This window comes from Streptomyces rubradiris (assembly GCF_016860525.1).
Taxonomy (GTDB): domain Bacteria; phylum Actinomycetota; class Actinomycetes; order Streptomycetales; family Streptomycetaceae; genus Streptomyces; species Streptomyces rubradiris.
In genome coordinates this window covers 2,434,530-2,460,565 of sequence record NZ_BNEA01000015.1, presented here as the reverse complement: position 1 = coordinate 2,460,565, position 26,036 = coordinate 2,434,530, and the positions used below count along the sequence as shown (strand labels likewise).

Annotated in this window: 21 protein-coding genes; 16 read left to right on the top strand and 5 right to left on the bottom strand. The window is 73.4% G+C overall.

Going from position 1 to position 26,036, the window contains the following annotated elements; all coding sequences use genetic code 11:
* Positions 1 to 12: 12 nt before the first annotated feature.
* Entirely contained in the window at positions 13 to 246 is a 234-nt protein-coding gene (locus tag Srubr_RS23940; RefSeq protein WP_030612688.1) for an Lrp/AsnC family transcriptional regulator, read from the bottom strand.
* Between the two features lie 269 nt (positions 247 to 515).
* Between Srubr_RS23940 and Srubr_RS23935 the strand changes: the two genes are divergently transcribed.
* The gene (locus Srubr_RS23935; protein ID WP_030612691.1) at positions 516 to 1,481 is read left to right on the top strand and encodes a thiamine-phosphate kinase; all 966 of its coding nucleotides are present in this window, start codon (positions 516 to 518) and stop codon (positions 1,479 to 1,481) included.
* On the top strand, positions 1,478 to 2,263 hold the full coding sequence (thiD, locus tag Srubr_RS23930) for a bifunctional hydroxymethylpyrimidine kinase/phosphomethylpyrimidine kinase (protein ID WP_189997631.1): 786 nt from the start codon (positions 1,478 to 1,480) through the stop codon (positions 2,261 to 2,263). The genes Srubr_RS23935 and thiD overlap by 4 nt, the downstream gene beginning before the upstream one ends.
* 105 nt (positions 2,264 to 2,368) lie before the next feature.
* Here the strand turns inward: thiD and rpmB are convergent, their stop codons facing one another.
* Positions 2,369 to 2,554: a 50S ribosomal protein L28 gene (rpmB, locus tag Srubr_RS23925; RefSeq protein ID WP_003993230.1), complete on the bottom strand. Its 186-nt coding sequence runs from the start codon at positions 2,552 to 2,554 to the stop codon at positions 2,369 to 2,371.
* A gap of 258 nt (positions 2,555 to 2,812) precedes the next feature.
* On the opposite strand from rpmB, the gene Srubr_RS23920 reads away from it, so the two are divergent.
* Positions 2,813 to 4,507, top strand: a complete 1,695-nt coding sequence (locus Srubr_RS23920) for a DAK2 domain-containing protein (RefSeq protein WP_189997630.1) — start codon at positions 2,813 to 2,815, stop codon at positions 4,505 to 4,507.
* Positions 4,508 to 4,551: 44 nt separating this feature from the next.
* Here Srubr_RS23920 and Srubr_RS41005 read toward each other — a convergent pair whose 3' ends face one another.
* Entirely contained in the window at positions 4,552 to 8,088 is a 3,537-nt protein-coding gene (locus Srubr_RS41005; protein WP_229926840.1) for a tetratricopeptide repeat protein, read from the bottom strand.
* Between the two features lie 600 nt (positions 8,089 to 8,688).
* On the opposite strand from Srubr_RS41005, the gene recG reads away from it, so the two are divergent.
* The 10 genes from recG (at position 8,689) to mutM (ending at position 19,019) form a co-directional block, all read left to right on the top strand.
* Entirely contained in the window at positions 8,689 to 10,890 is a 2,202-nt protein-coding gene (gene recG, locus Srubr_RS23910; protein WP_189997660.1) for an ATP-dependent DNA helicase RecG, read from the top strand.
* 41 nt (positions 10,891 to 10,931) lie between these two features.
* Entirely contained in the window at positions 10,932 to 11,519 is a 588-nt protein-coding gene (gene rsmD, locus Srubr_RS23905) for a 16S rRNA (guanine(966)-N(2))-methyltransferase RsmD (protein ID WP_189997629.1), read from the top strand.
* 26 nt (positions 11,520 to 11,545) lie between these two features.
* On the top strand, positions 11,546 to 12,025 hold the full coding sequence (gene coaD / locus Srubr_RS23900) for a pantetheine-phosphate adenylyltransferase (protein ID WP_229926844.1): 480 nt from the start codon (positions 11,546 to 11,548) through the stop codon (positions 12,023 to 12,025).
* A gap of 57 nt (positions 12,026 to 12,082) precedes the next feature.
* Positions 12,083 to 13,183 (top strand): cell division initiation protein, encoded by a 1,101-nt coding sequence (locus Srubr_RS23895; protein WP_189997627.1) that lies wholly within the window; start codon positions 12,083 to 12,085, stop codon positions 13,181 to 13,183.
* A gap of 131 nt (positions 13,184 to 13,314) precedes the next feature.
* A complete protein-coding gene (locus Srubr_RS23890) occupies positions 13,315 to 13,959 on the top strand; it encodes a YceD family protein (protein ID WP_189997626.1) in 645 nt (214 codons plus the stop codon).
* 2 nt (positions 13,960 to 13,961) lie between these two features.
* Positions 13,962 to 14,135, top strand: coding sequence for a 50S ribosomal protein L32 (gene rpmF, locus Srubr_RS23885; protein ID WP_003951102.1), 174 nt, complete (start codon positions 13,962 to 13,964; stop codon positions 14,133 to 14,135).
* A 19-nt stretch (positions 14,136 to 14,154) separates the two neighbouring features.
* Positions 14,155 to 15,054: a ribonuclease III gene (gene rnc / locus Srubr_RS23880; protein WP_189997625.1), complete on the top strand. Its 900-nt coding sequence runs from the start codon at positions 14,155 to 14,157 to the stop codon at positions 15,052 to 15,054.
* Positions 15,055 to 15,141: 87 nt separating this feature from the next.
* On the top strand, positions 15,142 to 15,600 hold the full coding sequence (locus Srubr_RS23875; protein WP_229926839.1) for a hypothetical protein: 459 nt from the start codon (positions 15,142 to 15,144) through the stop codon (positions 15,598 to 15,600).
* Between the two features lie 13 nt (positions 15,601 to 15,613).
* Positions 15,614 to 18,103 carry a tetratricopeptide repeat protein gene (locus tag Srubr_RS23870; RefSeq protein WP_189997624.1) on the top strand — a complete coding sequence of 830 codons (2,490 nt, stop codon included), beginning with the start codon at positions 15,614 to 15,616 and terminating at the stop codon, positions 18,101 to 18,103.
* Between the two features lie 55 nt (positions 18,104 to 18,158).
* Complete coding sequence (gene mutM / locus Srubr_RS23865) at positions 18,159 to 19,019, top strand: bifunctional DNA-formamidopyrimidine glycosylase/DNA-(apurinic or apyrimidinic site) lyase (RefSeq protein WP_189997623.1); 861 nt, start codon at positions 18,159 to 18,161, stop codon at positions 19,017 to 19,019.
* Here the strand turns inward: mutM and Srubr_RS23860 are convergent.
* Positions 18,992 to 19,387: a winged helix-turn-helix transcriptional regulator gene (locus Srubr_RS23860; protein WP_189997622.1), complete on the bottom strand. Its 396-nt coding sequence runs from the start codon at positions 19,385 to 19,387 to the stop codon at positions 18,992 to 18,994. The genes mutM and Srubr_RS23860 overlap by 28 nt on opposite strands.
* Positions 19,388 to 19,448: 61 nt before the next feature.
* Positions 19,449 to 20,627: a CAP domain-containing protein gene (locus Srubr_RS23855; protein WP_229926838.1), complete on the bottom strand. Its 1,179-nt coding sequence runs from the start codon at positions 20,625 to 20,627 to the stop codon at positions 19,449 to 19,451.
* 240 nt (positions 20,628 to 20,867) lie between these two features.
* On the opposite strand from Srubr_RS23855, the gene Srubr_RS23850 reads away from it, so the two are divergent.
* From Srubr_RS23850 to Srubr_RS23840, 3 genes are all read left to right on the top strand, one after another.
* The gene (locus tag Srubr_RS23850; protein ID WP_189997620.1) at positions 20,868 to 21,149 is read left to right on the top strand and encodes an acylphosphatase; all 282 of its coding nucleotides are present in this window, start codon (positions 20,868 to 20,870) and stop codon (positions 21,147 to 21,149) included.
* 379 nt (positions 21,150 to 21,528) lie between these two features.
* Positions 21,529 to 21,732, top strand: a complete 204-nt coding sequence (locus tag Srubr_RS23845) for a hypothetical protein (RefSeq protein ID WP_030612740.1) — start codon at positions 21,529 to 21,531, stop codon at positions 21,730 to 21,732.
* Positions 21,733 to 21,977: 245 nt separating this feature from the next.
* Positions 21,978 to 25,799, top strand: coding sequence for an AAA family ATPase (locus tag Srubr_RS23840; RefSeq protein WP_189997619.1), 3,822 nt, complete (start codon positions 21,978 to 21,980; stop codon positions 25,797 to 25,799).
* Positions 25,800 to 26,036 lie beyond the last annotated feature (237 nt).

Genomic DNA, 26,036 nt, shown 5'->3' with positions numbered 1-26,036 from the left:
CGTAGACGGGGGCTACAGATGTACGACCGGGCAGGTCAGGGTGCGCGTGATGCCGTCCACTTGCTGGACTTTCGCGACCACCATGCGGCCGAGTTCGTCGACCGTGTCGGCCTGGGCGCGCACGATCACGTCGTACGGACCCGTCACGTCCTCGGCCTGGATCACTCCAGGGAGCTTGCTGATCGTCTCGGCGACGGTCGACGCCTTGCCGACCTCCGTCTGGATCAGGATGTACGCCTGTACCACGGAACCTCCAGGGCGGCCACGAGGATCATGTGGGGAAAAGGAACGCCACGGTATCGCGTCGCCGCGCCCCGCGGGGAGACCTCCGGGACGCGGGCTTGCGCGGTGAGGCGCGGCCATGGCGGACGTTGACGGTCACCTGGACCGTACGGACGGTCACCGCGGCCGCGTCGGCGGCCGGGGCGACCGCGCCGACGGACACCTCGACCGTATCGGGGACACTGAAGACGCGCGACCGGGCACGGCATGGGAGAGAAGGGGAGCCAAGGGACATGAAGGGCACTGTTGGTGAGCTCGGGGAGTTCGGGCTCATCAGGGAGCTCACCTCCCGTCTCACCAGTACGCCGGCGGTCCGGGTCGGGCCCGGCGACGACGCCGCGGTGGTCGCCGCGCCCGACCGCCGGGTGGTGGCGAGCACCGACATCCTGCTGGAGGGCCGGCACTTCCGCCGTGACTGGTCCACCGCCTACGACGTGGGCCGCAAGGCCGCCGCGCAGAACCTCGCCGACATCGCCGCGATGGGCGCCGTCCCCACCGCGCTGCTGCTCGGCCTGGTCGTCCCCGCGGAACTGCCGGTCACCTGGCCCACCGAGCTGATGGACGGCCTGCGCGACGAGTGCCAGGTCGCCGGCGCCTCCGTGGTCGGCGGGGACGTCGTACGCGGCGACACCATCATGGTGTCCATCACCGCACTCGGCGACCTGCGCAACCACGAGCCCGTCACCCGGGCCGGCGCCCAGCCCGGCGACCTGGTCGCCGTCACCGGCTGGCTGGGCTGGTCCGCGGCCGGGTACGCGGTGCTCGCCCGCGGCTTCCGCTCCCCGCGCGCCTTCGTGGAGGCGCACCGGCGCCCCGAGCCGCCGTACCACGCGGGCCCGGCCGCCGCAGGGCTCGGCGCCACCGCGATGTGCGACGTGAGCGACGGCCTGATCGCCGACCTCGGGCACATCGCCGAGGCCAGCAAGGTCCGCATCGACATCCGCTCCGGCGCGATCGACATCCCCACGCAGATGCACGACATCGGCCAGGCCGTCGGCGTGGACCCGCTGCAATGGGTGCTGACCGGGGGAGAGGATCACGCGATCGTGGCCACCTTCCCGCCGGACGTCAAGCTCCCGGCCCGCTGGAAGGTCATCGGCGAGGTCCTCAACCCCTCCGCGCTGCCCCAGGTGACGGTCGACGGGGCGCCCTGGACCAGCAAGGGCGGCTGGGACCACTTCGGGGACATCGAGTCATGATCACCAGGGTGCTCACGGTGGCGGGCTCCGACTCCGGCGGCGGGGCGGGGATCCAGGCCGACCTGAAGACGATGATGGCGCACGGCGTGCACGGCATGAGCGTGCTCACCGCCGTGACCGCGCAGAACTCGCTCGGCGTCCAGGGCGCCTGGGAACTGCCCGCGGCGGCGGTCCGGGCCCAGTACCGCAGCGTCGTGGACGACATCGGCGTCCAGGCCGTGAAGACCGGCATGCTGGCCTCCGCGGAACTGGTCGAGACGGTCGCCGAGCTGATCTCCGGCACGGACGCGCCGGCCGTGGTGGACCCGGTGGGCGTCTCCAAGCACGGCGACCCGCTGCTCGCCGCCTCCGCGCTGGACGCCGTCCGCACCAAGCTGCTGCCCGCGGCGACCGTGGCCACGCCCAACCTGGACGAGGTGGCGCAACTCACCGGGGTACGGGTGGAGTCCGAGACGGATCTGCGCCGGGCCGCGGCCGCCGTGCTGGCCCACGGGCCGCGCTGGGTGCTGATCAAGGGCGGGCACCTGTCCGGGGACGCCGTGGACCTGCTCACCGACGGCTCGGAGGAGCACCTGCTGCGCGCCCCCCGGCACGACAACCGGCACACCCACGGCACCGGCTGCACGCTCGCCTCCGCGATCGCCTGCGGGCTGGCCCTGGGGAAGTCCGTACCGGAGGCGGTCACCGCGGCCAAGGAGTACGTCACCGGGGCGATCGCCGCCGGGTTCGCCCTCGGCGCCGGGATCGGGCCGGTGGATCACGGGTGGCGGTTCAGGAGTTGAGCTCGCACACGGGCAGTGCGCGGGTACGGCAAAAAGCCGGTCCACCGTGAGGTGGACCGGCTTCGTGCAGCGAACCAGGCAGTGGCCGCGCGCTCAGCTGTAGCGTCAGCGCGAGACCTTGCCGGCCTTGATGCACGAGGTGCAAGCGTTCACGCGCTTCGGCGTCCCGCCGACCACGGTACGCACACGCTGGATGTTCGGGTTCCAGCGGCGGGACGTACGGCGGTGCGAGTGCGAGATGTTGTTGCCGAAGCCCGGCCCCTTGCCGCAGACGTCGCAGTTGGCAGCCACGGGTCACTCCAAAGACTTCAGATGCACTTACGGTTGATCCCGGCATGCCGGGATCTAGATCCTAGGATCTGCGATCTGAGTGGCGTTGCCAGGGGAATGGCCCGATCGGGATCGGGCAACCGGAGCAGCATACAACGGCTGCGCCAGTACAACGAAACTACCATGGCTGATCAGGCCCCCGCTCCCGGCCCGCTTCCGGAGGACACCCCTCCGGGGTCTACGCTGCGTCCGACGTACGGCCGGGTCAGGGAGGCGCAGGTGGCGCAGGTGCCGCAGACATTCTTCGATGCTCTCGCGGTGCGTACCTGGTGTTCCCTGGCGCTGCGGGCGCTGGGCCGGGCCCGGGAGGAGATCGACGCGATCAACGTCTACCCGGTGGCCGACGGCGACACCGGGACCAATCTGTACCTCACCCTGGAGTCGGCGGCCACGGCCGTGGAGGCGGTGTTCGCCGGGTACGAGACCGGCCGCGCGGAGCCGTCCCTCGGCGACGCGGCCCGCGCGATGGCCCACGGCGCGCTGATCGGGGCCCGGGGCAACTCCGGCACGATCCTGGCGCAGCTGCTGCGGGGCATGGCCCAGGTGCTCGCCGGTGCCGGTGAGACCTCCGCCGCCGCCCGCGCCGACGGCCCGGCGCTGCGGCTGGCCCTGCGCCGGGCCGCCGACTCCGCCCGGCAGGCCGTGGCGCACCCCGTCGAGGGCACGGTGCTGACGGTCGCCTCGGCCGCCGCCGACGCCGCCGAGGAGGCCGGGGACGACTGCCGGACGGTCGCGCGCGCCGCCTACGAGGGCGCGCGGGCGGCTCTCGCGGCGACCCCGGAACAGCTGGGCGTGCTGCGGCGGGCCGGGGTGGTCGACGCGGGCGGCCGGGGCCTGGTGACGGTGCTGGGGGCGCTGGTGGAGGCGGTCACCGGGGAGGCGGTACGGGAGCCCGCGGGCAGTGCGGGGAGCGTTTCCGGCGCCGGACCCGCCGGCCGCGGCACGGAACCGGCCTGCCAGGGGGAGTCCGGGGACGACCGGGGCGAGGCCGGGGGGCCCGCCTTCGAGGTGATCTACCTGCTGGAGGCCGACGACGCGGCCGTGGCCCGGCTGCGCGCGCGGCTCGACGCCCTCGGGGACTCCCTGGTCGTGGTCGGCGGCGACGGACTGTGGAACGTCCATGTGCACGTCGACGACGCCGGCGCCGCCGTGGAGGCCGGCGTCGAGGCCGGGCGGCCCTACCGGATCCGGATCACGCACTTCGGGCACGGCGAGCCGCACCCCGGCCGGGAACGCCCGTCCGGCGCACCCGCCCAGCGGGCCGTCGTCGCCGTCGTGCCCGGCGAGGGGCTGGCCGGGCTGTACGGCGAGGCCGGCGCGACCACCGTCCTCGCGCGCCCCGGGGAGCCGCCCGCCAGCGGGGAGCTGGTGCAGGCGCTGCGGCGGGCCCACGCGCACGAGGTCGTCCTGCTGCCCAACGACGCCGAGCTGCGCCACACGGCCGGCGCCGCGGCCGAGCAGGCCCGTACCGAGGGCATCCGGGTGGCCCTGATCCCGACCCGCTCGGCGGTCCAGGGCATCGCCGCGCTCGCCGTGCACGAGCCGCGGCGCCGGTTCGACGAGGACGTGGTCCAGATGACCGCGGCGGCGGGCGCCACCCGGTACGCCGAGGTCGTCGTCGCCGAGCGCCAGTCCTGGACCACGGCCGGGATCTGCCAGGCCGGGGACGTGCTCGGCCTCATCGACGGCGACGTCGCGGTGATCGGCACGGACGTCACCGCCACCGCCCGCACCGTCCTGGACCGCATGCTCCAGTCCGGCGGCGAACTGGTCACCCTGGTCGTCGGCGACGAGGCCCCGGAAACCGTCGCCGCGCACCTGGAGGCGCGGGTACGGGAGTCCTACCTGGCCGTGGACACGGTGGTGTACCGCGGCGGCCGGCAGGGGGCGCTGCTGCTCATCGGCGTGGAGTGACGCGGAGCGAGCGGTGGCCGTCGGCGCGGAGCGGGTGGTGCGGCTCAATCCGTGACCGGTCCCTGGCGTCCTGCCTGTCCTTCCTGTCCCTCCCGTGCCGCCTGGAGCATCTGGGCCGCCTCCGCACGCCGTTCCCGGACCGTCTCGTCCCCGTCGTCGGCGCCCTCGTAGACCGCGAGCACCGCACGCGCGCGGGCCTCCGCCCGCTGTGGACGGCCGAGGTCGGCCTCCAGCCAGCCCGCGCCCAGTTCGGCGCCGGTACGGCCGTGCAGCCCGGCGGCACCGAGCGTGGTGAACACCGCCACGGCCCGGGTCATCTGCTCCAGCGCCGCCTCGAACGCGGCCCGGATCGCCGCGTCCTCGGCCTCCTCGGACGCCGAGCGGGCCAGCAGCTCGGCGAACTGCCGGTAGGTGCCGCCGAGTTCCGCGGCCAGCTCCGTCCGGTCCGCGCCCCGGGCCGCCGCCAGCGCCGTCTCGCACTCGCGCACCGCCTCCGTCATCAGCGCCCGGGCCGGTGCCGCCCCGGCCTCCCCGCCCAGCGCCAGCCAGGCGCGGGCGCGCAGCGAGCGGACCAGGAACGGGGCGTTGCCGAGCGCGCGCCACAGCTCGCCCGCGCGCGCGTAGGCCCGGTCCGCCTCCGCCGCGAGCCCGGCGCTGCCCAGCGACTCGGCGGCGAGGTGCGCGAGCGTCGCGTGGTCCTGCTGATCGGGCCAGTGCCGGGCCAGCCCGGCGGCCCCGAGCCACTCCTCGGCGGCGGCCCGGTGCTCGCCCAGCTCGCCCAGGCAGTCCCCGAGCCACCAGCGGGCCTGGACCACCGCCTCGTCGCCGTGCGTGCCGGGGCTCAGGTCGGCCAGCGCGGACCGAAGCACCTCGGCGGCCTCGGCGTACCGGCCCCGGCGCAGCAGGAACCCGCCCAGCTGCTGCCGGGCCCAGGCGCCCAGGGTGGCGCCCTCGCCCGCCTCGTCGGCCCAGTAAGCGGACTCCAGCGCGTGCCCGGCGGCCTCGGCGGGCGCGTCCAGGGCGCCGAGCACCTCGGCGAGCTGGAGGTGCAGCTGGGCCCGCCCGACCGGCTCCACGTACGGGCCGCCGTGCTCCAGCGCCGCCCGCAGCGCGCGTTCGGCCCCGGTGAGGTCACCGGCCTGGTGGGCGAGGGCGGCGACCTGGACCTCGTACTCCACGGCGAACCACGGCAGCCCGGCGGCCACGTACTCGTCGGCGGACCGCCGGAACAGCTCCGCCGCCCGCCGCGCGTCCCCGGTCATCCCGGCCAGCTCGGCGAGCATCCCCCGCGCCTCGGCGGCCCGCGCCGCCAGCCGTACATCGCCGTCGTCGTGCCCCTCGACGAGGGCCAGCACCTCCCGCACGGCCGCCTCGGCACCGGCGACCGCCGGCGCGAGGTCCGTACGGGGCCGACGGACACCGGCGCCGGCGCCACGACCGTCCGCACCGCCCGTCCACGGGCCGGCCCCGCCCTCCGCACCGTCACCGGGCATCCAGGCTTCCGCCGCCTCCTGCCCGTGGTCCGTGCCGGGGGTCCGGGCGTCTGCGGTGTGTTGCCCGTGGTCCGTGGCGGGGGTCCGGGCGTCTGCGGTGTCCTGCCCGTGGTCCGTGCCGGGGGTCCGGGCGTCTGCGGTGTCCTGCCCGCCGTCCGTGCCGGGGGTCCGGGCGTCTGCGGTGTCCTGCCCGCCGTCCGTGCCGGGGGTCCGGGCGTCTGCGGTGTCCTGCCCGCCGTCCGTCCCGGGCGTCCGGGCGCTCGCGGCTTTCTGCCTGCCGTCCACGCCCGGCCCCCGGGCACCCGCCGCTCCCTGCCCGCCGTCCGCGCCGGTCTCCACGGCGCCCAGGGCGGGCCCGCCGGTGTTCCCCTCGGCACCCTCGGCGGTCCCTGCACCCTCGGCGGCCCCGGCACCCTCGGCGTCCCGGGGGCCTCCGGTGCCCCCGTCATCCCAGGCACCCCCCGCGTCCCCGAGGTCCAAGCCCCCGGTGCCCCCCTCGGCCGCCGCGTGGACCCGGCGCATCAGGACGCGGGCCCGGCTCATCGCCACCGACGCCGTCTGCCGTACTCCCGTGCGCTCGTCGGCGTACAGGGCGAGTACCTCGTCGTACAGCCGGGTCACCGTGGTCAGGGCCGGCTCGACCTCACCCGCGAGGGCGCGGACGTACGCCGCACGCGCGCGTGCCGCCAGGGCCTCCCCGGGGTCCCCCGCCTCCGCGTACAGCCGTGCCGCGCGCTCGAAGAGGGGGAGCCCCTCGGGGCCGCGGGCCATCGCCTCGTGGTCGGCGATCTCCGCGCGGTCACGCGGCTCCAGCTCGGCGTCCCGGGCGGCCCGGGCGACCGCCGCCCACGCCCGGAGCGCGTGCGGGCGCAGGGTCCCCGACTGCCGCCGCGCCTCGGCGAGCAGCGCGGGCAGCGAGGGCTCCTCGGTGGCCTCGGGCGCCGGGGGCGCGGCCGGTGGCGCCACGGCGGGCCGTACCGTGCGCACGCCCAGCGGCAGCCGGTCCACCAGCGGGCGCTGGTCCATCCGGGCCCGGACCCGGTCGCCGACGGCGAACGTGCCGTTGCGGCGGTCGAACCGCGCGGCGAGCTCCGTCGCCTCCACGCGCGCGTGCGCGGCGAGTTCCCGCGCGGTCCAGCTCCGCCCGGCCGGCCCCGGCACCCGCTGCCCGCCCAGCCCCCGCTCGGTCAGCCGGTCCATCAGCAGCGCCACCACGGCCAGGAAGTCGAGCCTGCTGCGCGGATGCCCGCTGTCGGTGAAGTACGCCGGCCGCCCGGCCAGCAGCTCCAGGCCGCGCGCCTCGTTCCCGCTCAGCGCGCAGAACTCGACGTGGTCGGCGTACGCGCCACGCATGCTCTCCATCGGGCGCACCAGCCGGAAACCGCGCAGATGGTGGGCCCGGGCCTCGTCCACCCGGCCGAGCCGCAGCAGCGGGGCCAGCGAGGAGGCCAGCACGGAGTGCGGCTCGTGCGCGCAGGCGAACTCGCCCTCCAGCACCGGCCGCCACAGCCGCAGCGCCTCGGCGTCCCGGCCGCACCGGACCTGCCAGACGCCCTGCGCGTGCAGCTCGCAGGCGGGGCAGTCGGCCATCCGGTCCCGGTCGGCGGCCAGCCACGCGGCGTACGCCCGCCGTGCGCGCGGGATGTCACCGATGTGCGCGGCCACGCCGAACTCGGCGCCGCGCACGGCCCGCTCCGAGTGCCCGGCGAGCCGGTAGCGGCGCTCCATCTCGCCGAGCCACTTCTCGATCGAGGCGAGCGGGATGTGCGGCTGGTCCAGCATGCCCGCCGACATCCACTTGAAGGCCCAGTGCAGCGAGTGCGTCTCGTGCTCGTCGAAGTCCTCGGGCCGTTCGTCCCACATGCGCAGCAGCCGCGCGAACGGGACGAACATCTTGTCCTTCTCGGAGCTGTGGTTGCAGACCTTCAGCTGGTGTCCGAGCGCCTCGATCACGGCGAGCGGGACGTCCAGCCGCTCCGCCTCGGCGAGCAGCTCCTCCGCGCGCGCGTTGCGGGCCGGACCCTCCGGCTGACCGGCGTTCTCCGCCAGCGCCTGACGCAGCGCGTCGATGTCCGTGATCTCACTCATCGTCCGTCCCCCTCCCCGTGGGTCGCCCGTGCGAGCAGCCCGATGAACGCCCGGCCGGGCAGCGCCGGGCCGGCCGCAGCGGGCGCCGCGCCCTCGGCGGTGCCTGCCCGTACAGCGCCCCGGTCCCGGTGCCGATCGGCTCCGGGCCGCCGGGCGAACCGATTTTGCGTACCAGCGGGTTCAGCCGGTTCAGTACCGGACGCGCGCGGGGCGCTGCCGCGCGGTGAGTCCAGGATGCCCGCCCGCAGGCCGTCGGCGCGCTCCCCGGCCGCGCACGGCCGCACCCGGGCCGGGGCGTCCGGCCCGGCGGCCCGCCGGGCGATGGCGGCGCCCACGGCGTTCGGCCGGGGTCCGCGGGGCGGCTGGGGTGCTTGGGATGCCTGTGGGCTGTGGGAATCCATCGTCACTGCGCCGCGAGGGGCCTGCGGGGCGGCGCTGGGTCGGGCGGTCCCGGCGGGGCGGTGACCGCGAAGGATGGCCTTGAGCGCGCCATCCTAGGCCCCGGCAGCGCGCCTGACCAGGAGTTTCCCTGATGTTTACGACATCCCGGCCGGGTGGCGCGGGGCGTGGTCTACGGCATTGTCAGTGCCGTGGTGTGCAATTGATGACGTGCCCGCACTGGAAGAACCGCTCAAGAAGGTGCTCGGCCCCGCCACCGCGAAGGTGATGGCCGAGCACCTCGGCCTGCACACCGTCGGCGATCTGCTGCACCACTACCCGCGCAGATACGAGGAGCGCGGCCAGCTCACCCATCTCGCCGACCTCCCCATGGACGAGCACGTCACGGTGGTCGCCCAGGTCGCCGACGCCCGGCTGCACAGCTTCGCCTCGGCCAAGGCCCCCCGGGGCAAGGGCCAGCGCCTGGAAGTCACGATCACGGACGGCAGCGGCCGGCTCCAGCTCGTCTTCTTCGGCAACGGCGTGCACAAGCCCCACAAGGAACTGCTGCCGGGCACCCGCGCGATGTTCGCCGGCAAGGTCTCCGTCTTCAACCGCCGCCTCCAGCTCGCCCATCCGGCCTACGAGTTGCTGCGTGGCGACGGTGACGAGGCCGTCGAGTCCTGGGCCGGCGCCCTGATCCCGATCTACCCCGCGACCGCCAAACTGGAGTCCTGGAAGATCGGCAAGGCGGTCCAGACGGTGCTGCCCAGCGCCCAGGAGGCCCTCGACCCGCTCCCCGACTCCCTGCGGGCCGGCCGCGGCCTGCTCCCGCTCCCCGAGGCCCTGCTCAAGATCCACCGGCCGCACACCAAGGCCGACATCGCCGACGCCCGCGCCCGCCTGAAGTGGGACGAGGCATTCGTCCTCCAGGTCGCCCTGGCCCGCCGCCGGCACGCCGAGACCCACCTGCCCGCCGTGCCCCGCGTCGCCGGTCCGGACGGCCTCCTCGCGGCCTTCGACGACCGCCTGCCCTTCACCCTCACCGAGGGCCAGCGCAAGGTCTCCCGCGAGATCTTCGACGACCTCGCCACCCCCCACCCCATGCACCGCCTGCTCCAGGGCGAGGTCGGCTCGGGAAAGACATTGGTGGCCCTGCGCGCCATGCTCGCCGTCGTCGACGCGGGCGGGCAGGCGGCCATGCTCGCGCCCACCGAGGTGCTCGCCCAGCAGCACCACCGCTCCGTCACCGAGATGATGGGCGAACTGGCCGAAGGGGGAATGCTCGGCGGCGCCGAAAACGCCACCAAAGTGGTGCTGCTCACCGGCTCGATGGGCACGGCGGCCCGCCGCCGCGCCCTGCTCGACCTCGCCACCGGCGAGGCCGGCATCGTCATCGGCACCCACGCCCTGATCGAGGACAAGGTGCAGTTCCACGACCTCGGCCTGGTGGTGGTGGACGAGCAGCACCGCTTCGGCGTGGAGCAGCGCGACGCCCTGCGCGGCAAGGGCAAACAGCCCCCGCACCTGCTCGTCATGACGGCCACCCCCATCCCGCGCACGGTCGCCATGACGGTCTTCGGCGACCTGGAGACCTCGGTGCTGGACCAGCTCCCGGCCGGCCGTTCCCCGATCGCCAGCCATGTCGTCCCGGCCGCCGACAAGCCGCACTTCCTCGCCCGCGCCTGGGAGCGGGTCCGCGAGGAGGCCGAGGCCGGCCACCAGGCGTACGTGGTCTGTCCGCGCATCGGCGACGAGGAGGACGACCCGAAGAAGGCCGGCAAGGAGCCCGCCGAGGGCGAGGAGAAGCGGCCCCCGCTGGCCGTGCTCGACGTGGCCGAGCAGCTCGGCCGCGGCCCCCTGAAGGGCCTCAAGGTGGAGGTCCTGCACGGGCGTATGCACCCGGACGACAAGGACGCCGTGATGCGCCGCTTCGCGGCCGGCGAGACCGACGTCCTGGTGGCCACCACCGTCATCGAGGTCGGCGTCAACGTCCCGAACGCCACGGCCATGGTCATCATGGACGCCGACCGCTTCGGCGTCTCCCAGCTCCACCAGCTGCGCGGCCGGGTCGGCCGCGGCTCCGCCCCCGGCCTGTGCCTGCTGGTCACCGAGATGCCCGAGGCGAGCCCGGCCCGCCAGCGGCTGAACGCGGTCGCCGCCACCCTCGACGGCTTCGAGCTGTCCCGCATCGACCTCGAACAGCGCCGCGAGGGCGACGTCCTGGGCCAGGCCCAGTCCGGCGCCCGCTCCAGCCTGCGGGTCCTTGCGGTCATCGAGGACGAGGAGGTCATCGCGGAGGCGAGGGCGGAGGCGGCGGCGGTCGTGGCGGCCGACCCGGAACTGGAGCGCCTCCCGGGCCTGCGCACGGCCTTGGACGCCCTGCTGGACGACGAGCGGGAGCAGTACCTGGAAAAGGGGTGAGCCACACTGGACCTGAACCGACCCACGACCAAGGACCGAAGATGACCCGCGTGATCGCCGGCGCAGCCGGCGGACGTCGCCTCGCGGTGCCCCCGGGCACCGGCACCCGCCCCACCTCCGACCGCGCCCGCGAAGGTCTCTTCTCCACCTGGCAGTCCCTGCTCGGCGGCCCCCTGGACGGCGAGCGCGTCCTCGACCTCTACGCCGGTTCGGGCGCCGTGGGCCTGGAGGCCCTCTCGCGGGGCGCGGGCCACACCCTCCTGGTCGAAGCCGACGCCCGCGCGGCGCGGATCGTCCGCGAGAACGTGCGGAACCTGGGCCTGCCCGGCGCCGAGGTGCGGGCGGGCAAAGCGGAACAAGTCATCCGCACCGCACCCCCCGCCGAGCCGTACGACCTCGTCTTCCTCGACCCGCCGTACGCCGTCACGGATCACGATCTTCGGGAGATTCTGCTCACACTCCACTCGGAGGGCTGGCTCGCCGAGGAAGCGCTCGTCACCGTGGAGCGCAGCACCAGAGGCGGCGAATTCCACTGGCCGGACGGCTTCGAGGCGATCCGGTCCCGTCGCTACGGCGAGGGAACGTTTTGGTACGGTCGCGCCGCCTCTACGTGCGAAGACGCACGATGACCGGACCGGAGAGCGAGGGATCACAAGTGCGCCGCGCCGTCTGTCCCGGGTCGTTCGACCCGATCACCAACGGACATCTCGACATCATCGCCCGAGCCTCCCGTCTGTACGACGAGGTGTACGTCGCGGTGATGATCAACAAGTCCAAGAAGGGCCTGTTCGAGATCGACCAGCGGATCCAGCTGATCCGCGAGGTCACCTCCGAATACGCCAACGTCCGCGTCGAGTCCTTCCACGGCCTCCTCGTGGACTTCTGCAAGCAGCGCGACATCCCCGCCATCGTCAAGGGGCTGCGCGCCGTCAGCGACTTCGACTACGAACTCCAGATGGCCCAGATGAACAACGGCCTCACCGGCGTCGAGACGCTGTTCGTGCCCACCAACCCCACCTACAGCTTCCTGTCCTCCTCCCTCGTCAAGGAGGTCGCGGCCTGGGGCGGGGACGTCTCCCACCTGGTGCCCCCGCAGGTGGTGGAGGCGCTGAACGAGCGCCTCGCCAGGGACTGATGGGGCTACAGTCGTCCCGTCCGTCTCCGAACCGGCTGTAGAGAGTGGCGAGCACAGGTGGACGTGCAGAAGAAGCTCGACGAGATCGTCTCCACGGTCTCCGGCGCCCGGTCCATGCCCATGTCGGCGTCCTGCGTGGTCAACCGCGCCGAGCTGCTCGCGCTGCTCGAAGAGGTGCGTCAGGCGCTGCCCGGCTCCCTCGCCCAGGCGCGGGAACTGATCGGCGACCGGGAGCAGATGGTCGAGCAGGCCCGGCAGGAGGCCGAGCGGATCATCGAGAGCGCGCACGCCGAGCGCGGCTCGCTCGTCTCCGGGACCGAGATCGCCCGCCGCGCCCAGGCCGAGGCCGACCGGATCCTGGCCGAGGCCCGCAAGGAGGCCGAGGAGATCCGCGCCGAGGCCGACGACTACGTGGACTCCAAGCTCGCCAACTTCGAGGTCGTCCTCACCAAGACCCTCGGCTCGGTCGGCCGGGGCCGCGAGAAGCTCCTCGGCACCGGTCCCGGCCTGGACGAGCAGGGCTACGCCGACGAGGACGCCCCCGAGCGCAGCCACGACCCGGAGACCCTGCGCCGCGACGCCGACGCCTACGTGGACGCCAAGCTCGGCGCCTTCGAGGCGGTCCTCGCCAAGACCCTGGAGGCCGTCGGCCGGGGCCGGCAGAAGCTGCACGGCCGCATCGCCACCGACGACCTCGGCGCGCTCGCCGACGACACCACGACCTTCCAGCACTCCAGCGACGCCGACTACCTCGCCGACCTCGCGGCCCTCGCGGACGACGACCGCGCGGACCGCAGGCAGCCCGCGCCGGCCCGCCCCGCCTACGATCCCCGGCCCGCCTACGCCCCCGCCGCCGGCTACGGCCCGGCGGACGGCGCCCCCGTCGAGCAGCCGGACCCGTACGCGGGCTTCCCGCAGCAGCCGGAGTACCCGCCGGCCCAGGACCCGTACGGCTACGGGCAGACCGATCCCTACGGCTACCAGGGCTACGGCACCCACCAGCCCCAGCAGTCCCACCAGCCCGCGCACCAGCCGCAGACCCAGCCCCAGCAGGCCCAGCCCCAGCAGGGTTACGCCCTGGACGAGACCAGCCTCTTCGACACCAGCATGATCAGCGCGGAGCAGCTGCGGGCGTACGAGCAGGGCCGGGGTCTGTAGCCGGGGGACCGGATTGGGCGCTGAGCGAAAGGTCCAGTATCCTGGCTGTTCGGTCGCGCATGCCCGCGATCAACGCTGCCCGGGGACACCGCCGGGCCGCGTCCCTCCGAGTTCGCAGATCGAAAGCAGGAATGGCTCCCAACGCCCGCCTCGACCACCGCAACCCCCTCGTGATCGACACGCACGAGCTGGGCCGGCGTCCTGGCGCGCTGCAGCGCCTGACCCGCGAGATCGACGCTCCCCGGGATCTCGGCATCCAGGGAGTCATCGGAGTGCCGGAAGGCAGCCCGGTGGAACTCGACCTCCGCCTGGAGTCGGTCATGGAAGGGGTGCTTGTCACAGGCACCGCCCGTGCAACGGCCGAGGGGGAGTGCGTAAGGTGTCTGGAGCCGGTCGGGCTGGAGCTCGAAGCGGACTTCCAGGAGATGTTCTCGTACCCTGACGCCGACGACCGGGGCCGTGTGATCGCGGAACCGGGCGACGACGCCGAGGACGACGAGGACAGGCTCTTCATCGAGGACGGTCTGATCGACCTCGAACCTCTGCTGCGCGATGCGGTGGTGCTCGCACTGCCGATGCAGCCGGTGTGCCAGGACGACTGCCCGGGCCTGTGCTCCGAGTGTGGAGCGCGGCTCGCGGACGACCCGGACCACCACCATGACGCCGTCGACATCCGTTGGGCGGCTTTGCAGGGACTCGCCGACACCATGACGGACGGCGAGAAGGACGAGATGAGCGGCGCCGAAGCGGGCGTCGACGAGAAGCAGGAGAAGTAGCCGTGGCTGTTCCGAAGCGGAAGATGTCGCGCAGCAACACGCGCCACCGCCGGTCGCAGTGGAAGGCTGCGGTCCCCACCCTGGTTGCGTGCGAGCGCTGCCACGAGCCCAAGCAGCAGCACATCGCGTGCCCGTCTTGCGGCACCTACAACAAGCGCCAGGTCCTCGAAGTCTGAGCGGCTGGTGAGAGGCCCGATGACTGACGCGAAAGCAGCTAGTCCCCGCCAGCGCGGGGGTAGTCCGCAGGCCTCGTCCCACACGCTTCTGGAAGGGCGGCTCGGCTACCAGGTCGAGTCCGCCCTTCTGGTGCGTGCGCTGACCCACCGTTCCTACGCGTACGAGAACGGCGGTCTGCCGACGAACGAGCGGCTGGAGTTCCTCGGGGACTCCGTGCTCGGCCTCGTCGTCACGGACACGCTGTACCGCACCCACCCCGACCTGCCCGAAGGCCAGCTGGCCAAGTTGCGGGCCGCGGTGGTCAACTCGCGTGCGCTGGCGGAGGTCGGCCGCGGCCTGGACCTGGGCGCCTTCATCCGGCTCGGCCGGGGTGAAGAGGGCACGGGCGGCCGGGACAAGGCGTCCATCCTCGCCGACACCCTTGAAGCGGTGATCGGCGCGGTCTATCTCGACCAGGGCCTCGACGCGGCCTCCGAACTGGTGCACCGCCTGTTCGACCCGCTGATCGAGAAGTCCTCCAACCTCGGAGCCGGCCTGGACTGGAAGACCTCCCTCCAGGAGCTGACCGCGATCGAGGGGCTCGGCGTGCCCGAGTACCTGGTCACGGAGACCGGCCCCGACCACGAGAAGACCTTCACTGCTGCCGCCCGCGTCGGGGGCGTCTCGTACGGCACCGGCACCGGCCGCAGCAAGAAGGAGGCGGAGCAGCAGGCCGCCGAGTCCGCCTGGCGGTCCATCCGGGCCGCCGCGGACGAACGCGCCAAGGCGGCCGAGGAAGCGGCCGAGGAGCCCGTCCGCGAGACGGCCGACGAAGCCGGCGAGCCGACCGGGGAACCGGTCCGCGAGACGGCCGACGCGGCCGTGAAGGCGGCCGAGGAGTCCATCAAGGACACCGACCCGTCCTCCGCCACCGCCTGACCGGAAGCAGCACAACCCGAGCGCCCGTCCCGCCCTGCGGAGGCGGGCGCTCGGTCCATCCACGGAGGAACGGGGAGGACCACGCACATGGTCGGCGACGGCGCGTACATGGTGGGGGACATCGCGCAGGTGGCGGGCGAGATCGCCCCGTACATCACCGCCGCCGCGGGCGCTTACGGCCTCGCCGTGCTGGATCGCACCCAGGAGCAGGCCGCCGATGCCACGGTCGCCATGGGACGGCGGCTCGCCCAACGGATCTTCGGGGTCCGCGCAGCGGACGAGGCGTTGCCCGAAGCGCTCGCCGACGTCGTCGCGGAACCGGACGACGCGGACAGCGCGGCGGCACTGCGCAAAGCCGTCCGCAAGGCCCTCCTCGCCGACGAGGAACTGGCCGCCGACGTCCGTGCCCTGCTCCTGCGGACACCCTCCGACGTACATGCAGGCGAAGGCTCCCAGACAGTCGTCGGCAGTGTGATCGGCGGGGACAGCGTGCAGATCGGGGTCGTCCGCGGAGACGTGCACATCGGCTCCTCCCCGCGCGCCTGACGGGGCGGTACACATGGGGCGGGAAACGGACGGGAACCGGGTGGAGAACTCGGTCGTCGCCGGGGACAGCTTCCAGATCGGAGCGGTTCACGGCACTGTCAACGTGTTCGCCGGTGCGAGTCGCCCGAGCGGCGTGCCGGAGGGGTTCTGGACCGCCGCGGACTCCGTGGCACCGGCGGGCCTCGGGCTGGTACGGGTACGGGACGCCGACCCACTGCACCTCGGCGTGCACCGGCCCATCCGGGGAACAGGCACCGAACCGTCGGCGCTCCCCCCGTATGTGCCCCGCGATATGGATATCCGCGACGGTGACGGGCTGCGCCCGCGAATCGAGGAGGCATCCCGGCGCGGCGGGTTCGTGCTCCTGGTGGGTGATTCCTCGGTCGGCAAGACCCGCTCGCTGTACGAGGCGATCAACGCGCTGCTGCCCGACTGGTGGCTGGTCCATCCCTCCGATGCCGCACAGATCGAGCATCTCGCCGGCCTGTCACCCCGGAGGCTGGTCGTCTGGCTGGACGAACTCCAGAACCATGTGTCCGGTGCGCACCTGCTTACCGCGGCGACCGTACGTACCCTGCTGGCCCCGCCCCACCAAGTGGTGGTCGTGGGCACGCTCTGGCCGCACTATTACGACGCCTGGACCGCACTTCCCGCCAGCGGCCAGGACGAGGACCGCTATCGTGGCGAGCGCGAACTTCTCAAGCTCGCGGAGATCGTGCACGTGGCGGCATCCTTCGGTGCGTCCGAGCGGGAACGGGCGGCCACCCTCGCCACTGCCGACGAGCGGTTGCGCTGCGCCCTGCAAGCCGAGGACTTCGGGCTCACCCAGGTCCTCGCCGGGGCCCCACAACTCGTCCACCGGTGGGAGAACGCAGGTCCCTACGCCCGTGCCCTCATGACCGCGGCTGTCGACGCCACCCTGCTCGGAGTGCAGTCCCCGGTCCCGGAGAGCCTGCTGCGGTCCGCGGTGCCCGGTTACTGCCGTCCGGCGGAACGGGCCGGCGCCCCGGACGACTGGTTCGAGCAGGCGCTGCACTACGCGACCCGGCCGCTGCTCGGCGCCACCTCGGTCCTGGTGCCGGTCAGCGCCGGCCGGGCGATGGGCCGCCCCGACGGTTACCGGGTGGCCGATTACCTTCTGCAGCACACCGGCCGCGCCCAGCGCGCCGTACCCCCGCCGGAGACCTTCTGGGAGGCGTGCGCCGATCACCTCACGGACACCGCCGACCTCGTTCGGACGGGGTCGGCCGCCGCCGCCCGACAGCGTGTCGGCGCCGCCGTACCGCTGCTGCGCAAAGCGGTCGAGGCGGGCTCGGTGTCGGCGATGCAGGAACTGGGCGAGCTGTACCGCAGGACGGGCGACACGGCGGGAGCCGAAGAGATGGCGGACCGCTTGTCGGCCTCCGCGCACCCGGACGCCGCCCTGTACCGGATGCTCCTCGCGGGCTGGGACTTCGAAGAACTGCTGGACCTCGCCGAGGCCGGTAACGAGTACGCCGTGAGCCATCTCATCGAGTACGGGCATCCCCGGCTGGGGATCTCGCTGCTCCTGGAGGAGCTCGACCCGGACGACCTGTGGGCCTGGTACCGGCTCGCCGAGCTCTTCCACGAGGAGGACGAGAACGAACGGGCCATTCCCATCCTGGAGATGCTCCATGAACGGGAGCACGAGGACGCGCTCCCTCTCCTCACGGAGCTGCTCCAGGAAGAAGGCGACACCGAGCGGCTGTACGAGCTCACGGAGGAGGGGTACTTCGCCGCGGCCCGCTGCCTGGCGGAACTTCTCCGGGAGAAGGGCCGTACGGAAGAGGCGCTGGAGGTGCTGTGGGAGTTCGCCGACGAGGGTGACGGCGATGTCGACTACATGCTGGCGCACACGCTCGCGCGTCACGGCGACCTGGACACGCTCCTGGAGCGCGCGGCGCAGGGACACGCCGACGCGGCGAGTGAGGCGGCCAAGCTGCTGCGGGACCGAGGGGACCTCGACCGGGCGGTGGAGGTCCTCACACCGATCGCCGACGCCGGCGGCTATGTGGCCGGGGAGCTGGCCGAGTTGCTGCGCCTCGGCGGCCGGGTGGACGACCTGCGGAAGCGGGTGGCGGCCGGCGACGTTTATGCGGCCGGGGAGCTGGCCAGGCTGGCGATCGAGGAGGGGGATCTGGACGAGGCCGTACGGCTGCACGCCCTGAAGGGCACGGCCTCAGCGGCGTTCCGGCTCACGAACCAGCTGGTCGACGCCCTGGTGGCGCGCGGCGAGGCCGACCGGGCCATCCAGTTGCTCCGTTCCTCCGGGGACTCACCGCCCTTCGGTCTGCGCGAGCTGCTCAAGAAGCTGGGAAGGGTCGAGGAACTGCGCGCGCTGGTCGACCAAGGAGACCCGCACGCGGTGTGGGACCTCGTCGATGTCCTGCGCGGCCAGGGCCGTGCCGACGAGGCCGACGCCTTGCTGAGCCGGGGGCTCACCGCCGACGGGCGGATACCGCCCACCGGCCCGGCCGGCTGAGCGGCCCCCGGGATACCCTTCCTCCAGCTGTTGCGCAGTCGCCCAAAGGAGTGCCGTGCCCGAGTTGCCCGAGGTCGAGGTCGTCCGGCGCGGTCTGGAGCGCTGGGTCGCCCACCGCACCGTCGCCGAGACCGAGGTGCTGCACCCGCGCGCCGTCCGCCGGCACCTCGCCGGCCCCGACGACTTCGCGCACCGGCTCAAGGGCCACCACATCGGCACGCCCCGGCGGCGCGGCAAGTACCTGTGGCTGCCGCTGGAGGAGACCGACCAGTCCGTCCTGGCTCACCTCGGGATGAGCGGGCAGCTGCTGGTGCAGCCCCATGACGCGCCGGACGAGAAGCACCTGCGCATCCGGGTCCGGTTCGCCGACCGGCTCGGCACCGAACTCCGTTTCGTGGACCAGCGCACCTTCGGCGGGCTGTCGCTGCACGACAACACCGCCGACGGCCTGCCCGACGTCATCGCGCACATCGCCCGCGACCCGCTGGACCCGCTCTTCGACGACGATGCCTTCCACCAGGCGCTGCGCCGCAAGCGGACCACCATCAAGCGGGCCCTGCTGGACCAGTCGCTGATCAGCGGCGTCGGCAACATCTACGCGGACGAGGCCCTGTGGCGCGCCCGCGTCCACTACGAACGCCCGACGGCGAACTTCACCCGCCCCGTCACGGCGGAACTCCTCGGCCACGTCCGCGACGTGATGAACGCGGCCCTCGCCGTCGGCGGCACCAGCTTCGACAGCCTGTACGTCAACGTCAACGGCGAGTCCGGCTACTTCGACCGGTCCCTGGACGCGTACGGCCGTGAGGGGCTGCCGTGCAAGCGGTGCGGCACCCCCATGCGGCGCCGCCCCTGGATGAACCGGTCCAGCTACTTCTGCCCCAAGTGTCAGAGGGCGCCGCGCGTCTCGTCGTAGCGCGCGCGGGCCGCGAGGACGTCGTCCATCGCGTCCTCCACACAGTGGATGAGCTCCAGCAGCCGCTCGGCCACCCGGCGGCCCAGCGGCGTCAGTTCGTAGTCCACGCGCGGCGGGTTCGTCGGCTGCGCCTCGCGGTGCACCAGGCCGTCCCGCTCCAGCGCGTGCAGGGTCTGGGAGAGCATCTTCTCGCTCACCCCGTCGACACGCCGGCGCAGCTCGTTGAAGCGCAGCGACCCCTCGTACAGCGCGCCGAGCGTCAGCCCGCCCCAGCGGCCCGTGACGTGCTCCAGCGTGCCGCGCGACGGGCATGCCTTGGCGAAGACGTTGTACGCGAGGTCGTCGTGGTCCTGGGTGGTGGCCGTCATACCCCCAAGGGTACGCGCGCACAGCGCTTACCACTAGGTTGCACTAACTCCTGGTTAGTTCTCAGGTGCCGAACTCCAGCGTCCACCAAGGGCCGCCCGGACCGAGGTGGACACCCGCGCCGACGGCCGTGAAGCCGGGGTTCAGGATGTTGGCGCGATTCTCGGGGCTGTCCATCCAGGCCGCCAGCACGGCAGCCGCGTCCGCCTGACCGCGGCCGATGTTCTCCGCGCCGAGACCGGTGATCCCGGCCCGCGCCGCCCGGTCCCACGGCGTGCTGCCGTCCGGGTCGGTGTGCGCGAAGAAGCCCCGCGCCGCCATGTCGTCGCTGAACGCCTCGGCCAGCCCGGTCAGCGCGGAGTTCGCCGCGAGCGCGCCGAGCCCGGCTTTCGCCCGCTCGTCGTTGACCAGCTTCAGCACCTCCGCCTCGACGGCGGCCTCCCGTGCCACGGTGTCCGCGGGGGAGGAGGGAGCCGGAGCCGGGGCTTCGGGCGTACGAGAGGGAGTCGCCGAAGGAGTTGCCGTGCGGGACGGGGTGGCCTTCGGCCCGGTGGGCTCGGGGTCGGACCCGGGCTTGCCGGGCTTGGGCTCGGGCGCGGGTTCGGCCGGGGTGCCGGACGCGGACGGCTCGGCCGGGCCGGACGTTCCGGCCGACGCGGTCGGCTCGGCGGGCGGCTTGGTCCGCCCGGTCCCCGGCGTCTTGCGGGGACCGGCCTTCGGTGACGGCTTTTCGGTGGCCGTCCGCGCCGGGGCCGGAGCGGAGGGCGCCGGCTTCGAGGCGGAGACGGCGCCGGAGGGGGACGGGCTCGACGACCGGGCGGGCCGATCGCCGTCGCCGGAACCCGCCGTGGCACCGGCACCGGCGCTCCCCGAGGTGCCGCCCTGCCCGCTCGCCGTGTTGCCGGGGGAGGCCACGGCCCCCGTCCGCTCGCCGCCGGTGGTGTGCGTACCGCCGCCGAACCGGTAGTGCTCCAGGCCCGGCACCGCGCCGGAGCCCACCGCGGCCGTGCCGAGGACGACGGCCACGGACACCCCGAGCAGGGCGGCGCGCACCGGTCGTACGGCCTTGGCCCACTGCCGGTCGCCCCCGCTCGCCTTGTCGCCGCCGTCCCCGGAGCCTGCCCCGGACCCGGGGGCGGCCGGCGCCGGCTCGTCGGCCGTGGCGAACAGGTAGGCCTGCGCCTTCGCGGTGGCCTCGGCGTAGGCATCCGGAGCCGGGTACGGCCCGATGTCCGCGGGCACCGGTCGTTCCCCGGAGGGCGGGTGCGCGGGCGAGTGCCGAGGGTCGTCGCTTCCGGCGGCGGAGCGTCGGTGGCGTCCCATGATCCTTGCCCTCTTCCTCGTACGCGTGCCTCGTACGTGTGGCCGGTCCACTCCACTCCTTCGAGTGGGTTTCGGCCACGATTCACCGGGTCCGGACGGTACCTGATGTCGCCGGGGCGCGACGTGTCCCGAGCGGCACCGGCCGGTTAGGTTGCACGCATGAGCGAGGACGTACGACTGGTCGCCTGGGTGCGTGGACACGTGCAGGGCGTGGGATTCCGCTGGTTCACGCGGGCCAGGGCACTGGAGATCGGCGGGTTGAGTGGTTTTGCTCTCAATTTGGCCGACGGCCGGGTCCAGGTGGTCGCGGAGGGGCCGCGCGAGCGCTGCGAGGGGCTGCTGGACTGGCTCCAGGGCGCCGACACGCCCGGGCGCGTGGACGGTGTGACAGAGATCTGGGACACACCGCGCGGCGGCTACGACGGCTTCGCCATCCGCTGATCCGTCCTCGCCGAGCCCCTCGGCCGGGCCGCCGGGGGGCGCCGCCGGCCCCCGTCGGGAGTGAAAACGCCCTGGTGGTTGCCAAGACGGGCGACGCGTGGCAGGCTCCGCAGGTACTGCTGGTCGCCACGCCCTGAGGGCCCTGGAGAGCCGCGGCACCGCCGTGTTCACGGCCGTGCGCCCCGGGTTGCCTTCCAATACAGGGCGTGATCGTGTTGACCGTCAAACTTTTTGGTGAGACGCTGAAAGCCCCGCGCACCTTAGCTGTTTGGCATGGAACAACAGCAGAGCAACACCCGGATGTGCCAAGCACGCGGGTGCGAATCCCTCACGACCCACACCGCATCGGTCGGTCACTCATTGTGGAGGACCATCCATCATGGCAAAGGCGCTTCTCGGTTACGTCGGCGGCTCCGACCCTCGACTCCTCGCCGAGATGCGACGGCTGCAGCAGCGTGTACAGGACCTGGAGTCCGAGCTCGGACGGATCCAGGCCGAGAACGAAGCGCTGACGGCTGCCGCCTCTCAGGAGAGGATCATGGAGAGCATCGACGCACACCAGGCGGAGCCTGCGCTCACCTGATCGCTGCATCAGCTCCACAACAGCAGAGACAGCGATCGGGTTGCCCGTATCAACCGCTCAGTTGATCGGACGGCTGCGATCCAGTCGTCAGAGTTGCAAGGGACGCTTCGGCGTCCCTTCGTTCTTTACCCCCGCATCCTTTCACCTTCTTCAACACCTGGTGTGCCCTGCATGGTCAATGACGAAACCGCGCGGCGGCGGGGGTTCGCCGGCCGGGCCGGGAGCGGCGGGTAGAGTCCAGGGGCGTGCACCTCAAGGCCCTGACCCTGCGCGGGTTCAAGTCGTTCGCCTCGGCGACCACCCTCCGGTTCGAACCGGGGATCACGTGTGTCGTCGGCCCGAACGGCTCGGGCAAGTCCAACGTCGTGGACGCGCTCAGCTGGGTCATGGGCGAACAGGGCGCCAAGTCGCTGCGTGGCGGCAAGATGGAGGACGTCATCTTCGCCGGCACCACCGGCCGCCCGCCGCTCGGCCGCGCCGAGGTGTCCCTGACCATCGACAACTCCGACGGCGCTCTGCCCATCGAGTACGCCGAGGTCACCATCACGCGGACGATGTTCCGCAACGGCGGCAGCGAGTACCAGATCAACGGCGACACCTGCCGCCTGCTGGACATCCAGGAACTCCTCTCCGACTCCGGCATCGGCCGCGAGATGCACGTCATCGTCGGCCAGGGACAGCTCGACTCCGTCCTGCACGCCGACCCCATGGGTCGTCGCGCCTTCATCGAGGAGGCGGCCGGCGTCCTCAAGCACCGCAAGCGCAAGGAGAAGGCGCTCCGCAAGCTGGACGCGATGCGGGCCAACCTCGCGCGCGTGCAGGACCTCACCGACGAACTGCGCCGCCAGCTCAAGCCCCTGGGCCGGCAGGCGGCGGTGGCGCGCCGGGCCGCCGTCATCCAGGCCGACCTCCGCGACGCCCGGCTGCGGCTGCTCGCCGACGACCTGGTACGTCTGCGTGCGGCCCTCCAGGCGGAGATCGCGGACGAGGCGGCGCTGAAGGAACGCAAGGACACCGCCGAGCGGGAACTGAAGAAGGCCCTGCACCGGGAGGTCCTGCTGGAGGACGAGGTACGCCGGCTCACCCCTCGTCTGACGCGGGCCCAGCAGACCTGGTACGAACTGTCCCAGCTCGCCGAACGCGTCCGCGGCACGATCTCCCTGGCCGACGCCCGGGTCAAGAGCGCCACCTCCGCCCCGCCCGAGGAGCGGCGCGGCCGGGACCCCGAGGACCTGGAACGCGAGGCCGCCCGCGTCCGGGAACAGGAGGCCGAGCTGGAGGCCGCCCTCGAAGCGGCACGGCGGGCACTGGACGACACGGTCGCGCACCGCGCCGAGCTGGAACGCGAGCTCGCCGTGGAGGAGCGCCGGCTGAAGGACGTCGCCCGCGCCATCGCGGACCGCCGCGAGGGCCTGGCCCGCCTCTCGGGACAGGTCAACGCGGCCCGCTCGCGCGTCGCCTCCGCCCAGGCCGAGATCGACCGGCTCACCACGGCCCGCGACGAGGCGCGGGACCGGGCGGAGCGCGCGCAGGAGGAGTACGAGGCCCTGCGCGCGGAGGTCGACGGTCTGGACGCGGGTGACGCCGACCTGGCCGAGCGGCACGAGGCCGCGAAGCGGGAGCTGACCGACGCGGAGACGGCCCTGGGCACGGCCCGCGACGCCCTCACCGCCGCCGAGCGCACCCGCGCGGCGACCCAGGCCCGTCACGAGGCGCTGGCGCTGGGCCTGCGCCGCAAGGACGGCACCGGCATCCTGCTCGGCGCGCGCGACCGCCTCACCGGCATCCTCGGCCCCGCGGCGGAACTCCTGAGGATCACCCCGGGCTACGAGATCCCCCTGGCGGCGGCCTTCGGCACGGCGGCCGACGCCCTCGCCGTCACCACCCCCGCGGCAGCGACCGAGGCCCTGACCCTCCTCCGCAAACAGGACGCCGGCCGAGCCACCCTCCTCTTGACGGACGCCCCGGAAGAAGCCCCCCAAAGGGGCGCGGGGAACGGCGCGAGCAACCACGACGCTCCCGCACCCGATCACGTTGGGTCAGCCCCCCAAAGGGGCGCGGGGAACGGCGCGAGCAACCACGACGCTCCCGCACCCGATCACGGTGGGTCAGTGCCCCAAAGGGGCGCGGGGAACGGCGCGAGCAACCACGACGCTCCCGCACCCGATCACGGTGGGTCAGTGCCCCAAAGGGGCGCGGGGAACGGCGCGAGCAACCACGACGCTCCCGCACCCGACAACGGCGACCCGGCCCCCCAAACCGGCGGAATCCTCTTCGCCGCCACCCTCGTCCACGGCCCCGCCGGCCTCATGCCCGCCGTCCGCCGTGTCCTGCGCGACATCGTCGTGGTCGACACCCTGGCCGACGCCGAGAACCTGGTCCGCGCCCACCCCGGCCTGACCGCCGTCACCGCCGAAGGCGACCTCCTCGGCGCCCACATCGCGCACGGCGGCTCCGCGGGCGCCCCCAGCCTGCTGGAGGTACAGGCCTCCGTGGACGAGGCCGCCGCCGAACTGGCCGAGCTGGAGGTCCGCTGCCGGGAGCTGGCCGAGGCGCAGCGCGCGGCGGCCGAGCGCCGTACCCGGGCCGCCTCCCTCGTGGACGAACTCGGTGAGCGGCGCCGTGCCGCCGACCGGGAGAAGTCGGCCGTGGCCCAGCAGCTCGGCCGCCTGGCCGGCCAGGCCCGCGGCGCCGCCGGCGAGGCCGAGCGGTCGGCCGCGGCGGCGGCCCGCGCGCAGGAGGCGCTGGAGGCGGCCGTGCGGGAGGCCGAGGAGCTGGCCGAGCGGCTGGCCGTGGCCGAGGAGACGCCGGCGGAGGAGGAGCCGGACACCTCGGTCCGGGACCGGCTCGCCGCCGACGGGGCCAACGCCCGGCAGACCGAGATGGAGGCCCGCCTCCAGGTCCGTACCCACGAGGAGCGGGTCAAGGGGCTCGCCGGACGCGCCGACGCGCTCGACCGGGCGGCCCGCGCCGAACGTGAGGCACGCGTGCGTGCCGAGCGGCGCCGGGCCCGGCTGCGCCACGAGGCGGCCGTGGCCGGGGCCGTCGCCTCCGGCGCCCGGCAGCTGCTCGCGCACGTGGAGGTGTCCCTCGCCCGCGCCGAGCAGGAGCGCGCCGCCGCCGAGGCCGCCAGGACCCGGGGCGAGCGGGAGCTCGCCGCCGCCCGCACGGCCGGCCGCGAACTCAAGGCCGAACTCGACAAGTTGACGGATTCGGTCCACCGGGGCGAGGTACTCGGTGCCGAGAAGCGGCTGCGCATCGAGCAGCTGGAGGCGAAGGCGCTGGAGGAACTGGGTGTCGAACCGGAGGGACTGGTGGCCGAGTACGGGCCGCACCAGCCGGTGCCGCCCTCGCCCCCCGCCGACGGCGAGCGGCTGCCAGAGGACCCCGGGCACCCGCGCAACCGGCCCCGCCCCTTCGACCGCGCCGAGCAGGAGAAGCGGCTGAGGGCGGCCGAGCGGGCGTACCAGCAGCTGGGCAAGGTCAACCCGCTGGCACTGGAGGAGTTCGCCGCGCTGGAGGAGCGGCACAAGTTCCTCGGCGAGCAGCTGGAGGACCTGAAGAAGACCCGCGCCGACCTGCTCCAGGTGGTGAGGGAGGTCGACGAGCGCGTCGAGCAGGTCTTCACCGAGGCCTTCCGGGACACCGCCCGCGAGTTCGAGGGCGTCTTCGCCCGGCTGTTCCCCGGCGGCGAGGGCCGGCTGGTGCTGACCGACCCCGCGAACATGCTCGCCACGGGCGTGGACGTGGAGGCGCGTCCGCCGGGCAAGAAGGTCAAGCGGCTCTCCCTGCTGTCGGGCGGCGAGCGCTCGCTGACCGCGGTGGCGCTGCTGGTGTCGATCTTCAAGGCCCGGCCGAGCCCGTTCTACGTGATGGACGAGGTCGAGGCCGCGCTGGACGACACCAACCTCCAGCGGCTGATCGGGATCATGCGCGAGCTCCAGGAGAGCTCGCAGCTGATCGTGATCACGCATCAGAAGCGCACGATGGAGGTCGCCGACGCGCTCTACGGCGTGTCCATGCAGGGCGACGGTGTCTCCAAGGTCATCTCCCAGCGGTTGCGCTAGCGCCTTTTCCCGGGTCCACCAGGGAACCCTTTCAAGATCATCTTGCTGAGCGTTCAGTTCTTGAACACAAGATCGTCAGGCATATCTGAAAACTCACAGTCGTTGAACTATTGACTTCGAAACTTGAAGGCATAGTCTCTGCAACGTTGCTTTTACCTTCAGGTGTGAGTGGCCCACCCGTATGCGCCACTGGAGACCTGTAAGGGCTCGCCCCCACCCGGCAGCGTTGCCGTGGCC

Excerpts from the sequence above, each read along its gene's own strand:
- Srubr_RS23935 (WP_030612691.1), top strand. The coding sequence starts at position 516 with ATGAAGGGCACTGTTGGTGAGCTCGGGGAGTTCGGGCTCATCAGGGAG.
- thiD (WP_189997631.1), top strand. The coding sequence starts at position 1,478 with ATGATCACCAGGGTGCTCACGGTGGCGGGCTCCGACTCCGGCGGCGGG.
- Srubr_RS41005 (WP_229926840.1), bottom strand. The coding sequence starts at position 8,088 with ATGAGTGAGATCACGGACATCGACGCGCTGCGTCAGGCGCTGGCGGAG.
- rsmD (WP_189997629.1), top strand. The coding sequence starts at position 10,932 with ATGACCCGCGTGATCGCCGGCGCAGCCGGCGGACGTCGCCTCGCGGTG.
- Srubr_RS23890 (WP_189997626.1), top strand. The coding sequence starts at position 13,315 with ATGGCTCCCAACGCCCGCCTCGACCACCGCAACCCCCTCGTGATCGAC.
- rnc (WP_189997625.1), top strand. The coding sequence starts at position 14,155 with ATGACTGACGCGAAAGCAGCTAGTCCCCGCCAGCGCGGGGGTAGTCCG.
- Srubr_RS23875 (WP_229926839.1), top strand. The coding sequence starts at position 15,142 with ATGGTCGGCGACGGCGCGTACATGGTGGGGGACATCGCGCAGGTGGCG.
- Srubr_RS23870 (WP_189997624.1), top strand. The coding sequence starts at position 15,614 with ATGGGGCGGGAAACGGACGGGAACCGGGTGGAGAACTCGGTCGTCGCC.
- Srubr_RS23860 (WP_189997622.1), bottom strand. The coding sequence starts at position 19,387 with ATGACGGCCACCACCCAGGACCACGACGACCTCGCGTACAACGTCTTC.
- Srubr_RS23850 (WP_189997620.1), top strand. The coding sequence starts at position 20,868 with ATGAGCGAGGACGTACGACTGGTCGCCTGGGTGCGTGGACACGTGCAG.
- Srubr_RS23845 (WP_030612740.1), top strand. The coding sequence starts at position 21,529 with ATGGCAAAGGCGCTTCTCGGTTACGTCGGCGGCTCCGACCCTCGACTC.